A 13,192-nucleotide genomic window follows, 5' to 3' on the forward strand; every position below is an offset into this window, starting at 1 on the left:
GTGGAAATGCCTTCGCTTGGTAGTATGCCATGGGATGTTATTATCAATTGTGTTTATACTTACAAACATCGGAATAAAAATGGAATCAATCATATTTCAGGACATATCCACGATGTAATTCTAGGATTAATTGGTTGTAAAGCGGTTATTACAATTCACGATCTTGTTTTTATTGACAACGTCAAAAATCCTATTAAAAGATTTTACAAATGGCTATTTTGGTTGTATTTGCCAGTAAAACTTGCGAAGAAAATAACTTGTATTTCTCAACAAACCAAAAATAATATTCTAAAACATATTAAGACGGACAAATTGGTTGTGATTCACAACCCAATAGATCCTGCTTATCAGTTTTCTCCTAAAATTTTTAATGTAGAAAAACCTGTTATATTACATATCGGAACTGGATGGAACAAAAACCTTAAAAGAACGATTGAAGCACTGAAGGATATCCCTTGCCATTTAAGAATTATTGGAAAACTTTCTGAGGAAATTGTACGTGTTCTTACAGAGTATAAAATCGATTATTCTAATGCTTTTCAATTATCCGATGAAGAAATAAGACAAGAATACATCAATTGTGACATCGTTAATTTTCCTTCTGAATATGAAGGCTTCGGAATGCCCATTATTGAAGGGCAAAAGACAGGTCGAGTTGTTCTGACATCGAATATTGAACCATTGATTGAAATTGCAGGGAATGCTGTTAACTTTGTTAATCCAAAGGATATTAATTCAATTCACAACGGCTATTTAAAAATAATCAATGATTTTGAATATAGAGAAAATCTAATTTCAAAAGGATTAGAAAACACAAAACGATTTGAGCTCTCTTATATTGTAGAACAATATATGAAAGTGTATGAAGAACTTGAAAAAAATGGATAACATGAAAATCCTACATACAGGCACATTAGACGTCAATGCAGGTGGTCCTGCGATGAGTACTTACTATACATTATGGGGCTTGCAACAACAAGATGTAGAGGCGGAACTATTAATGTATCCCTTATCAGAAGGAGGTCGTTTACGAGGAGAACAGGTAAAAGTTCATTTTGCAAAGGCACCTTGGGAACACAAACTTGCTTTCTCACCCACGCTTAAAAAAGAGATAAAAGATGCTGGTTCATTTGATATTTATCATGCACAAGGGGTTTGGCAATACCCAACGTATGCTCTAGCAGATGTTGCAAAGAAACTGGGAAAACCTTATATCATTACCCCTAGAGGAATGTTGTACCCACAAGACATTGCTAAATCTAGTACCAAATTCAAAGAATGGTCTTTAAAATTACGCTTGCTGAAGGATCTTAATCAAGCTGCTTGTGTACAGGTTACCTGTGATGAAGAAATGCTTCATTGCCGTAATTTGGGGGTAACATCTCCTATTGCGGTAATTCCTAATCCAATCGAAATTCGGGATTATGAGGAAAAAAAGCAGGACAGTATCTTCCGATTAGGATACTTAGGTCGGATTTCCCCACGGAAAAACGTAGAGGGCTTGCTCTATGCATGGGCTGAGCTAAAAGAAAAAGTAAGCAATGCAGAATTACTCATCATTGGTGGCGGAGATACAACCTATGAAGCTTTCTTAAAAAACGAAGTGAAACGTCTTGACTTGCAAAATGTAAAATTCACAGGTTTTCTTTCCGGTAAGGAAAAAGACGAAGCTATTGCTTCTCTGTCAGTATTGGCAATGCCAAGTGAGTTTGAAAATTTCGGAAATGTAATATTAGAAGGTCTTATTCGTAAAATTCCATGTATTGCAACGAAGGGTGCTCCGTGGCAGGAACTTGAAACGTATCATTGCGGTTGGTGGGTAGATTATTCTCAAGAAGGGATCACTTCAGCCATAGAAAAAGCTTTGAATACATCAAGGGAGGAATTGGCTATAATGGGAGAAAATGGAAGGGCTTTATTAGAACAAAATTACACAGTAGAAGCCGTTGCTATTAAAATGAAAAGCCTTTATGAGTGGATATTAAAGAAAAGTAATAAACCTGAATTTGTGTTTTTATAAAAATGGGAAATCAAGAATTAGACCTATCAACTTATCAACGTGCATCTACGCGCAAGGAGCAAATTTTACGCTTACTCTGGACAATAGTTTGGGCTGTATTCGCAAGACCAATACCAAGATCATTGTTTAATAGTTGGAAATTATTTCTATTAAGGATATTTGGTGCAAAAGTAAAGAACACTTCTGTAGTCTATTCTCGAGCAAAAATATATCAACCGTGGAATCTAGAAATGGGTGAATATGCGTGTATTGCTTCGGATGTAGATTGTTACAATGCCGATAAAATTATTATCGGTGATCATGCAACTGTTTCGCAAAAAGCTTCATTGTACACGGCTTCTCATGATATCAGTACCGCAAGCCATGTGTGGTTTAGCAAGCCAATAGTTATTGAGGCAAAAGCATGGGTAGCTGCAGAATCATTTGTGATGGCAGGTGTTACCATTGGAGAAGGAGCAGTGGTTGGTGCCAGAGCAGCTGTTTTCAAAGATGTTGAACCTTGGACTGTTGTGGGGGGAAACCCGGCAAAGTTTATTAAAAAAAGAGAAATTATATGTTAGATATTTCCGTTGTCATACTCACGTATAACGAAGAATTACATATTCGGCGCTGTATAGAAAATGTGAAGAATTTTGCTTCTCATATTTATGTAGTAGATTCTTTTTCTACTGATAAAACGGTTTCAATAGCCGAAAGTTTGGGTGCAAAAGTTATTCAAAATAAGTGGCCCGGGAATCAAGCTATGCAATTTAATTGGGGACTGAAAAATCTTCCTATTTCAACACGTTGGGTGCTTCGTTTGGATGCAGACGAATATCTTACCGAAGAACTCAAACAAGAGCTGTTGCAGAAATTACCATCAGTAGATGCTTCTATTTCTGGTATTGTCTTGCCAAGAGAACAAAATTGTTTGGGAGCATGGGTACATCCTTTGAAACTGCTTCGTATCTTTGAGTTTGGCAAAGGCGAATGTGAACAACGTTGGATGGATGAACACATCCTTTTGACATCTGGAGAAACCATCGAGATGACAAACAAATTTTTGGATCATAACCTCAATAGTTTTGGCTGGTGGATCGACAAGCACAATGGCTATTCCATTAGGGAGGCGATAGATTTGTTGGACATAGAGTTGCATTTATTTGATAAAGCCGACAAGTTACAGAATATTGGCAAAGATGCCGTGGCAAAAAGAGAGAAGAAATTGAAGTACGCAAAGTCGCCATTGTTTCTGCGTTCTTTCCTATATTTTGTTTACCGCTATATTTTTAAGAGAGGTTTCCTCAAAGGCAAAGAGGTTTTTGTTTGGGATTTCTTTCAGGGTTTATGGTACCGAACTTTGGTGGATACCAAAATTTTCGAAATCAAAAAAGCTTGCGGAAACGATAAAACCAAAATTCTAGCCTTTATAAAAGAAAAATACGGCATAAATGCCGAAATTGTGAATGATTAAAATTTTGAAAAGCATTTTAATCGTAAATGATGTTACAAATACACATATTCTAAAATCACCGAATTAGAGTAAAACAAATAAAATGAAAATAACAATTGTTGGAACCGGATATGTAGGTTTATCAAACGCCGTTTTATTAGCGCAACACAATGAAGTAGTTGCTTTGGATATTATTCCAGAAAAAGTAGAAATGATCAATAATCGTCAATCTCCTATTGAGGATAAAGAAATTTCTGATTATTTTCAAAATCATAAGCTTGACCTAACTGCAACTACCGATAAAGAAAAAGCCTATTCCTCTGCTGATTTTATCATTATTGCAACACCTACAGATTATGATCCGAAAGAAAACTATTTCAACACCAGTTCTGTTGAGTCTGTGATCAAAGATGTGATAAATTATAATCCTAAGGCTATAATGGTAATAAAATCTACCGTTCCTGTTGGGTTTATTACAGAGACTAAAAATAAGTATAAAACAGATAATATCATATTCTCTCCAGAGTTTTTACGAGAAGGCAAATCATTGTATGACAATCTTTATCCTTCTCGCATCATCGTTGGTGAGATAAGTGAGCGTGCAAAACAGTTTGCTGCTCTTCTGCAAGAAGGTGCTATAAAAAAAGATGTTCCTACTCTTTTTACAAATTCTTCTGAAGCAGAAGCCATAAAATTATTTTCTAATACTTACTTGGCAATGCGTGTCGCTTATTTCAATGAGTTGGACAGTTATGCTCAGATTCATGGTTTAGACAGCCAACAGATTATAAGTGGTATAGGATTAGACCCTCGTATTGGTAATCATTATAACAACCCTTCTTTTGGTTATGGAGGCTATTGTCTTCCAAAAGATACTAAACAGCTATTGGCTAATTATAATGATGTTCCAAATAATCTTATTAGGGCTATTGTAGATGCCAACAGAACACGTAAAGATTTTATAGCAGATTCTATTCTATCTAAAAATCCAAAGACTGTAGGCGTATATCGTTTAATTATGAAGGAAGGTTCCGATAATTTTAGAGCATCTGCTATACAAGGCATTATGAAACGTTTAAAAGCAAAGGGAGTTGAAGTAATTGTTTACGAACCAGTTATGAAGGAAGATACTTTTTTCAATTCTAAAATTTATAAAAACTTATCCGAATTCAAACAAGACTCTGATATTATAATTTCCAATCGTCAATCTTCGGAATTATCAGATGTTCTAGATAAAGTGTATACTCGGGATTTATTTGGAAAAGATTAACAAAGAAGGAGCGAAGTTAATGAGCGGTTCAAAATAGAAAGTAGTTGAAAAAGGTTTTTAGGATAGGGTACGCTGTTACTTCATTAGTATATATTGGTTTGGTCATCTATGTAACTTTCTTTGCAAGGCGGAGAAAAGGACCTCACGATTACAGAGCTTTAGCCAATTGGTCGATGTTCGATGATTGGACTACATATGCAAAAATTCACGAGATGACCAAGGCTGAACGTTTTAGCTTTCTAGAAAACTTTTGGGGAAATATTCTGATGTTTATTCCTTTGCCTTTTGTGATCTACTTCGTATTGGGACGTCAGTTTTCTCTTATCAAAACAATATTGATGATTTTTATAACTTCAGTTTTGATAGAAATCTTGCAATATGTCTTCAACAAAGGTGTTTCAGATGCCGGAGATGTCTTGTTAAATTTTATAGGTGGCATTGTAGGGATTCTGCTCTTTAAGGTAATTTTAAAATTAGTTTTACAATTTAATAAATCATGAAAATATCAGTCATTACCACCTGTTATAACAGGGAGAAAACAATTGCTTCTGCGATAGAAAGTACGCTTTCGCAGGATTATGCCAATAAAGAATTGGTGGTGATAGATGGCGCATCTAAGGATGGTTCTGTAAAAATCATCAACCAATACAAAAATGAGTTGGCTTATTTCGTATCCGAAAAAGATTCAGGTATGTATAATGCGCTTAATAAAGGTATTCAAAATTGTACCGGTGATATTATCGGTCTTTTGCATTCTGATGATATTTTCTATAATGAAAAAACCTTAAGCAAAATTGCAGAGGCTTTTGAAAAAACTAATGCAGACATTATCTATGCAAACGGACAATATGTAGATGAAAAGGATATAGAAAATGTGAAAAGAATCTATAAAGCCAAACCATTTAAAAAGAAATATCTCAAATATGGTTGGATTCCTCTCCATACTACTATCTTTGCAAAAAAAGAAGTTTTTGAAAATTACGGCTTATATAGAGAAGATTTTCAAATCGCATCAGACTATGAGATTTCTTTACGTTGGTTCTCCAACGATTTATTAAAAAAAGAATTTTTGAATGATTGGATAGTCAAAATGCGTTTAGGTGGTAAAAGTACCTCCATGAAACAACAAAAGAAAAAAACTGACGAAGATATACGAATTATAAAGGAATACGGACTTTTAGGTTATTTTACTGCTTTTTCAAAAATTGCTAGAAAGCTCCCACAATACATCCTTCCTAAAATAAAAAAATACAAATAAAAAAAGTTTATGAAAAAAACACAGATTGTAATTTACTATGCTATACTATTATTCATGTTCAACTGTGCTCCGAAATCCAATCTGATTTATATGGGGGATGCGGATGATATTGCAACTCAAGCATCTGTTAAGAACTCTTCTCAAATCATCCAACCAGGTGATCAATTAGGAATTTGGATAACTGCAGAAGAAATGGAAGCAGTTGCACCATTCAATCAAAATCTTGTACAACTTGAAAATATTAACAATACAATGCCAAGTAGCAACCAAGCACAAAGAAGTGCTACAGGTCAAATACCAACGTACATTGTAAGAACAGATCATACCATCACATTTCCTGTAATTGGAAAGATTAGTACAGAAGGAAAAACTTTAGAAACGTTTGAACAAGAACTTACCAAAAGTTTAACCAAATATATTTATAATCCGGTCGTGAGTCTTAGAACTTTAAACTACAAAGTTACTGTATTAGGAGAAGTAAGTAGACCTGGAACATATACTATTGTTGATAATCAATCTAATTTACTTAGTGCTCTTGGACTAGCTGGAGATCTTACAAAATATGGCTTAAGAGACAACATTCTTGTTGTAAGAAATGAGAACGGAAAAATTACCAAAAATAGAGTAGATATCACTCGTTCAGATTTTATTAATTCCCCATACTACTATATGAAGCAGAATGATGTCATCTATGTAAGTGCTAATGAAACCGTAAGAAGACAAAGCAGACTAAATCCAAATGCGCCTCTATATCTAAGTATGGCATCTATTATTGTAACTATTCTCGCATTGGTATTCCGTAATTAATTTGTTAAATTTTAATTAATAAATTAAACTTATAAACTCTCAATAAAAAATATCAAACCGCCCAAAATAGGCGGTTTTTTGTGGTGTATGTTTTCAATAATTAACATTCAATTGCTACGAGTTTCAGGTTTATCAATTCCCTTTTTTCTTAATTATATCTGCTCTATATTTTAATAATTCCTTTCCAGCCGTTGGGTTTTCTTTGATAAACTCCTTTACTATTTTCATATCACTTTCCAATTCTGAAACTTGTGCTTCTCTATATATTTTTTCTCCATTTTTCTTCATTTCTAAAGCTATTTCTGTTCTAACTTCCTGTTTCGTTTGGATAGATACTTTATAAAACTTAAGTGCAAAAATGATAGACAGAGAAAACATAATAAGGCTTATAAATCCCAATCCTAAAAACCCATAAAGTGACCAATTAAACACTTTTAAATTTTTCTTAAGGGATAAGATGGATTTTTTTTCATCTGTTTTCAATTCGGTTTTTACCTGCGTATTTTCTAAATGATGTGTGAAAATCTGAACTGCTTTCAATAGGTTTTCTTGATTCTCCGCAGTTATTTTCTTTTGTTCTATTACATCATAGTGGAAACTGTTTAAATATTCCTTTATTCTATCTGTTGTCTCCGTCAGTTGTTCGCTTTTTTTAGCTACGGATTTACTCTGTTCGGTAAATTCGGAAATGATTTCAGTAATGCTTTTGTTTTCCATCTTATTGTATTTTTTTATCTTCGAAATGTTCTCTTTTTCTCTTGACTTTGATCTTGGTTTTGTTTCTGTTCTAGCATTCTTTGCTGCATTAGATTAAGGCTATTTTTGCTAAACGATTCTTTGACGTCTGCGATAGAAAATTTAGCTTTTAATCCTACCGTTTTTTCAATTTCTGAAAGCTTATAACCCGGAACCATCTTGGAAACCCTAACACTTGGGTCTCTATTTATATCTTCAAGCTTCGAAATTCTCATTCCGTAAACGCCCTTAGCTTCATTTTTTGATAAATGAATATGAAAACCTTTAGCTCTCATTTTATAGCTTAAATCTTCTAAATTTTTAGCGGTCGACAGTTCGGAACGCAAAGCATTTCCTATCTCTAATTTTTTTCCTGCAGATATTTCTTTAGCTGTTCTCCAACCGTTCTCTTTAGCTATTTTATCGGCTATATTTCCCGACTTACGCCCTATATGACTGTCATTGATAGCGTTCTTTCCCTCAAAATTGATTCGGCTAACCGTAAGGTGTAAATGTTTATCATCTGTAGAATTATGGAAATGCCCGATATATTGATGGTTATCCTTGTCGATTCCCTGCTTTTCCAAATAACTTTCAGCTAATTTTTTCCAATCTTTTTCTTTTAAAGTATGAGAAACTTCTTTGCTGGGTGCTATCACAACGGACAAACGTTTTTGCTCCGTTCTTGTATTTTGGTTTTCTACGGCTCTCATTTGTTTGTGCCAATCTTTGGGTTCGTCTCCTATCAATCCATTGCGTAAAATCTCAACCGACAGACCTTTGTCGTCCGCTTGATATTTTAGTCCCCGAGGACTTCCCAAAATGGATTTTGCTTCTATAACCATTGTATCTTTTCTCTCAATTCCGAAATCAAATTTTTGATTTCTTTTGTCAATTCTGCTTTCTCCTTTTCGTTGAAAATTCCCATTTTCATATAATTGGAAATTCGGGAAAAATTGTTGGCGTACTCAATTAAAATTTTATTCTGTTCAAAATTCGGAAGTGTTTTTTCATTCAAAATCAACCTGCAATAATCTGTAGTGTTTAATTTTTTTTCTTTCGATTTTGAAATTATTGTTTGCATTTCTTCGGGCGTAAATCTTAAAGTGATGCGCTCGGTTTTTCTAATTTCTTTCTTTGGACGACCTCCTAATTTTCCATATTCAACGGATTTTTTTTTCTTGGCTTCTGCTTCTAATTCTTCTTGCAACTTTTTATAAAAATCATCCATAGTGAATTTGTTTTCTCTGTCTATAATTTTTTCAATGGGAAGAGCCGAAAGGCTCTTTATTCTTTTTGACCAAAGGGAAAAAAGCAAGTAGGGGAAAGCGGATAAAACACATGAAATGGGTTTTTGTCTGCATTTCCCACTACTTGACCTTATTACGCTAACCCTTATTTTTCTTAAATTTACGATTTTTTTTCATTCCTGCAAATTTCTTTGTAATGTTACTTACTATTACAAAGAAATTTGGAAAGTTTTTTATATGCTAGTTGTTGAAAATTTGGAAAGGAAAGGATTATTGAAAAGAAAAAAAAGAAAGCCTTTCAACCAATCGGAAAGGAAAAAAAATATATAAAAAGTGAAATGAAATGAAACGGCTTTATTTTATTTTTTTTTATAAGAGTAGATTAAATTTATTTTTTTTTAATTGATTTTTTAGGCGGTTGGATAGCTTATAAAATTCTTATTCGTTTAATTTTTATAAAAGAAAAAAGTCAAAAAATAGTGCATAGAACTTTTCTAAAAAATAATTGTTTATTAGAATTTCAAACCAATCAAAAAGGAAATTACCGAAATAGTTTTTACCCAATAAGTGAAGTTTTAAAAATAGCTAATAAAAAATGTGGGTGGGGATTTTCTAAGAATATATTGGAAAAATATGCTGGAGAGGATGAGTATATTATGAAAATAAACTTTTCAATAATGCATCTAATGAAGTATATAGAATTTTGATATTTACAAAGCGCTGGTTTATATAATTATATAATTATATAAACCAGCGCTTTTCTTTAATAGTTTGTTAAGATATTTCCTTATTTGAATTGATTTTCTGTAATTTCAACAGTTGTCATCTATAACTTTTGATTCTTTTTTAAAGAGTAACAAATGTTAATGTGCGAAATGTTTGTGTAGTCCTTCGATTTCGAAAGCTTGCTCAGCTAGGGCAAAATCATAATTTTGCTGGAGCCTAAACCATAACTCAGCATTCCCCCCAAACACATATGCAATTTTAAGTGCCATATTTGGAGTGATACCGCTTTTTTCATTCACAATATTTGAGAGTGTAAGCCTTGATACATTAAGAAGTTTTGAAGCTTCTACAATAGTTAAATTTCTATCTTTAATTACTTCCTCTCTTAATATTTCTCCTGGGTGAATGAGTAGACTTTTATGTCTTTTCATTGTTTTTTTTAAGTATCTGTTTTTCTAATGATAATCTATAAAGTCGATTTCGGAAGCCTCTCCTTTTAAATCATCAAATTTGAATATAATTCTATAATTGCCGGAAACAGTAATTGCCCAAAAATCTGACAATTCCCCTTGTAATTTATGGGGTCTAGCCCCTATAAATACCTCTAAATCTTCCGGTACTTTCCTTAAACCTTCAATTAACACTAGTTGCCTTTTAATTTTGCTTACTAAGTGAGGTTGAAGTTTACTTGCATCTCCATCGGAGAATAATAATTTTAAGCCTTTATGCTTGATTGATGTAATAGCCATAACTTATTAGATAAATAATTTGCTCGATTGTGTGCCATAAAACTCATTTTTTATTGGTTAATACTATTTAGGTTTTGTATAGTGCAAATATACACTATACAAATTGGTTCGCAAAATTTATCTTCAGTTTTATTTAATATTTCTCCTTATTAAGTTTTATCGCTAATAGGTTTTCATCTATATTATGACATTAGTTTATCAATATATTATTTTGATATTATATTTATAATTTATTTATTTGCACCCGAATTAATAATCAAAAAAAATTAAACAATCATGAAAATTACATTTTCAAGAATTTTAATTGCATCAGGAATACTTCTATGCTTAAATTCTTGTAGAGAGGAAGCTTTTGCATCAGATAAAGATGCAAACACACCTAATATTGGCGATGCTAATGTGAAAAATGGAAGATTATATTTTCCAAATAAAGAGTCTTTAAAAGCGAAGTATGAAGAACTCAAGAGTGTTTCTGACAAAGATATTATAAATTACGTAGACAATAAGAATTTCGAATCTCTTCGTCCTGTAATTACAGAAGAAAATGCTTCACAAGTTATCGAAACAATCAAAGAAAGAAAAATTAGCTTAGCTGTAAATAATTCACTTGCCGGTAAAGGTGTAGCCCAAAATCCATCTCAAATAGCAGTGGAAGATGTATTAACAGATTTGGATGATTTAGAAGAAATTATAGGAGATGATGCTTACTCAGCGATGTTAAATGGCGAGGCAGAAATTCAAGTAGCAGATAAAATATATAAATATACCGATGTAGGCTTATTTATAACTCCAGCGACAAAATATAATGTTCTTGTAAATTATCTTGAAGTAAATAGTATTTCTGGAAATCTTTTAAAGCCAACAGATGGTGAAGTAGCAAATGATTTTATTGAAAGTATGCCTTCTGAAAAATTGGTAACCATCAATCAAGATATTGAGTATTTTAACGCTAATAGAATGGCACCTGATCCTGAAGAAGGAGGTGGCGGTGGCGGAGGTGGCCCATATTATCCCCCAACTAACCCTCCTGTACAAGAAGATATTGCACAAATTGTAGAAGGTTTAAAAATAGGTGAAATAAGAACACCCAAATTAGGAAACATCTTTGGAACAACTTGGGTAACAGATGACAAATATGAAGATAGGAGAAGAGTGAAGGTAAAATTTTATTCTCAGGATTTGTGGCTTGTTTATGCTATTGGATGCAAAGTTAAACATCAGTATAAAGGATGGACAGGAACTTGGAGAAAAGAAAATGCTGATAAATTAGGGATGGGAGTGAATTCAATTGCTTGGTCATTTACTCATACATATGATCCACCATTAGGTGGCCTGCCAGGACAAAGATATTTTTTTGAAGATAAAGTATTTACCACTGTTGATCAATACTATAATTATGTGAATATGGGTCCCGCAAAGATGCCAAGCTTACCGTTTGAAAAGAAAATTGACGGTGTGATAGAATGGATTTATAACGCAACCTCTTTAACTCCCGAACAATTGCGAAAACTATTTTATGAGCAAGCATGGAAACAAGTAAAAAAACTTGGAGAAAAACATAATAAAAAATATAATAGAGTTGCTTTTGTAGTAGATACCCATACTGTCACTTATGTGGATTATTATGACTTCAGTGAGACTAAAGATAATCAAGATGTCCTAGAAAAGGTTTTTGATTGGGGAGCTGTGACACCTCAGATCACCTATACATTTGGTGGTGGTGTTGGGAATGGTGTAAGTATTACGAAACGTGATTTTGATTTTAAACATCCGACAGCTATGGGTATCAATATGTATGGTATTGCTAAAAAAAATGGAGGATGGCACGGTGTTAAGTTAATCAAAGAAAAACAAAAATAAATGAGATTACTAAGAATATTATTTTTCTTGCAATTTCTATTTTTATTTTCTTGTCAGTCTGATGAAGAACTTCAAAGGCAATCCAATTCAAAGTATGAGGGTGATTATATAGGTTCTTATGAAGGAAATGATAAAGGTGAATTTTCCTTTAAAATTACTGATGCAGGCAATATTGTTGGAGATTTAAAATATAATAATTCTACTACAAATGAAGAGTTTTTAGGTTATGTTCAATCTACAGGTACACTCTCAGCAAATACACGAAGTGGTTTCGTTTTCAACGGACAAATAACCAATTTTGATAACTCTACTGGTAAGTGGACAAAAAACAGTGAAAGCGGAACTTTAAGTGGAACTTTCAGACTTCAAAAAAAATAATATGAAAAGACTATTGCTAGTCCTATCACTACTTATAGGGCTCCACGTTTACTCGCAGGAAAAAGTAAGTGTAGAGAAATCTGTAACCGGAATTCAGATAGGATTTTTTGGTGCTGAGTTTTACAATGAGGCAAGACTATCAGAAAATTTTACGCTGAGAAGTCAACTAGAACTATACCCATCTATCTGGGGTGGAGATATGTATAGTAAAACTGAATTTGCTCTAGCTCCTGCTATTTCCTTAACTCCTAAGTATTATTATAATCTTCAGAAAAGAAAAGATTCAGGAAAAAATATTTCTAACAATTCAGGAAACTATATTTCTCTAAAGTTTGAATATGTTCCTAATTGGTTTGTAATATCAAATACTAAGGATATTACTGTAAGTGAAACTATTTCCTTAGTTCCAACTTGGGGATTCAGAAGGAACTTTGCGAAGAATTTCAATTATGAGTTCAAAGCTGGTTTGGGAATAGGAAAAATATTAAAGAAAGGTTATTCCACACAGATAATACCTGATCTTAGTTTTAAAATTGGTTATGATTTTTAAACATTGTAATTCTCAATAAACAAAAAGAATCCGTCTCACAACAAAATTTGAGGCGGATTTTTTTTGTTATAAAAGTTTTTCAATATTTTAAGAAAAAGTGAAAAGTTGTCCTCTTCAGGCAACTTTCTTTCTTAAATTGTGTGCTAAAGCGTGTAAT

The 13,192-nt window shown here is 32.9% G+C and carries 16 protein-coding genes; 11 read left to right on the plus strand and 5 right to left on the minus strand.

Annotated features, from left to right (window positions below; translation table 11 throughout):
* The first annotated feature begins 6 nt into the window (after positions 1-6).
* From DRF58_RS14495 to DRF58_RS14530, 8 genes are all read left to right on the plus strand, one after another.
* Positions 7-888, plus strand: coding sequence for a glycosyltransferase (locus DRF58_RS14495; protein ID WP_162300313.1), 882 nt, complete (start codon positions 7-9; stop codon positions 886-888).
* A complete protein-coding gene (locus tag DRF58_RS14500) occupies positions 863-2,020 on the plus strand; it encodes a glycosyltransferase (protein ID WP_206605228.1) in 1,158 nt (385 codons plus the stop codon). Before DRF58_RS14495 ends, DRF58_RS14500 begins: the two co-directional genes overlap by 26 nt.
* A gap of 2 nt (positions 2,021-2,022) precedes the next feature.
* A complete protein-coding gene (locus DRF58_RS19050; RefSeq protein WP_116036454.1) occupies positions 2,023-2,580 on the plus strand; it encodes an LbetaH domain-containing protein in 558 nt (185 codons plus the stop codon).
* Positions 2,574-3,473: a glycosyltransferase family 2 protein gene (locus DRF58_RS14510; RefSeq protein WP_116036455.1), complete on the plus strand. Its 900-nt coding sequence runs from the start codon at positions 2,574-2,576 to the stop codon at positions 3,471-3,473. The genes DRF58_RS19050 and DRF58_RS14510 overlap by 7 nt, the downstream gene beginning before the upstream one ends.
* 82 nt (positions 3,474-3,555) lie before the next feature.
* Positions 3,556-4,722 carry a nucleotide sugar dehydrogenase gene (locus tag DRF58_RS14515; protein ID WP_116036457.1) on the plus strand — a complete coding sequence of 389 codons (1,167 nt, stop codon included), beginning with the start codon at positions 3,556-3,558 and terminating at the stop codon, positions 4,720-4,722.
* Between the two features lie 44 nt (positions 4,723-4,766).
* The gene (locus DRF58_RS14520; RefSeq protein ID WP_116036458.1) at positions 4,767-5,222 is read left to right on the plus strand and encodes a VanZ family protein; all 456 of its coding nucleotides are present in this window, start codon (positions 4,767-4,769) and stop codon (positions 5,220-5,222) included.
* Positions 5,219-5,980 (plus strand): glycosyltransferase family 2 protein, encoded by a 762-nt coding sequence (locus tag DRF58_RS14525; protein WP_116036460.1) that lies wholly within the window; start codon positions 5,219-5,221, stop codon positions 5,978-5,980. The genes DRF58_RS14520 and DRF58_RS14525 overlap by 4 nt, the downstream gene beginning before the upstream one ends.
* Before the next feature lie 9 nt (positions 5,981-5,989).
* Entirely contained in the window at positions 5,990-6,787 is a 798-nt protein-coding gene (locus DRF58_RS14530) for a polysaccharide biosynthesis/export family protein (protein WP_116036461.1), read from the plus strand.
* Between the two features lie 132 nt (positions 6,788-6,919).
* Here the strand turns inward: DRF58_RS14530 and DRF58_RS14535 are convergent, their stop codons facing one another.
* The 5 genes from DRF58_RS14535 to DRF58_RS14560 all read right to left on the minus strand — a co-directional run bounded on the left by DRF58_RS14535 (position 6,920) and on the right by DRF58_RS14560 (position 10,247).
* Positions 6,920-7,504 carry a hypothetical protein gene (locus DRF58_RS14535; protein ID WP_116036463.1) on the minus strand — a complete coding sequence of 195 codons (585 nt, stop codon included), beginning with the start codon at positions 7,502-7,504 and terminating at the stop codon, positions 6,920-6,922.
* A gap of 14 nt (positions 7,505-7,518) precedes the next feature.
* Positions 7,519-8,367, minus strand: coding sequence for a relaxase/mobilization nuclease domain-containing protein (locus tag DRF58_RS14540; RefSeq protein ID WP_116036465.1), 849 nt, complete (start codon positions 8,365-8,367; stop codon positions 7,519-7,521).
* Entirely contained in the window at positions 8,358-8,753 is a 396-nt protein-coding gene (locus DRF58_RS14545) for a plasmid mobilization protein (RefSeq protein ID WP_123902419.1), read from the minus strand. Before DRF58_RS14545 ends, DRF58_RS14540 begins: the two co-directional genes overlap by 10 nt.
* A gap of 882 nt (positions 8,754-9,635) precedes the next feature.
* Positions 9,636-9,929: a HigA family addiction module antitoxin gene (locus DRF58_RS14555; protein ID WP_116036469.1), complete on the minus strand. Its 294-nt coding sequence runs from the start codon at positions 9,927-9,929 to the stop codon at positions 9,636-9,638.
* Between the two features lie 24 nt (positions 9,930-9,953).
* Positions 9,954-10,247, minus strand: a complete 294-nt coding sequence (locus DRF58_RS14560) for a type II toxin-antitoxin system RelE/ParE family toxin (protein WP_116036471.1) — start codon at positions 10,245-10,247, stop codon at positions 9,954-9,956.
* 276 nt (positions 10,248-10,523) lie between these two features.
* Here DRF58_RS14560 and DRF58_RS14565 point away from each other — a divergent pair, with 276 nt between their 5' ends.
* Genes DRF58_RS14565 through DRF58_RS14575 form a run of 3 tightly spaced genes read left to right on the plus strand, consistent with a single transcriptional unit; the run spans position 10,524 to position 13,035 of the window.
* Positions 10,524-12,107: a hypothetical protein gene (locus DRF58_RS14565; protein WP_116036472.1), complete on the plus strand. Its 1,584-nt coding sequence runs from the start codon at positions 10,524-10,526 to the stop codon at positions 12,105-12,107.
* On the plus strand, positions 12,108-12,485 hold the full coding sequence (locus DRF58_RS14570) for a hypothetical protein (RefSeq protein WP_123902420.1): 378 nt from the start codon (positions 12,108-12,110) through the stop codon (positions 12,483-12,485). It begins immediately after the preceding gene.
* 1 nt (position 12,486) lies between these two features.
* The gene (locus DRF58_RS14575) at positions 12,487-13,035 is read left to right on the plus strand and encodes a hypothetical protein (protein ID WP_116036476.1); all 549 of its coding nucleotides are present in this window, start codon (positions 12,487-12,489) and stop codon (positions 13,033-13,035) included.
* Positions 13,036-13,192 lie beyond the last annotated feature (157 nt).

The sequence above is a fragment of the Epilithonimonas hispanica genome, from assembly GCF_003385395.1.
Lineage (GTDB): Bacteria > Bacteroidota > Bacteroidia > Flavobacteriales > Weeksellaceae > Epilithonimonas > Epilithonimonas hispanica.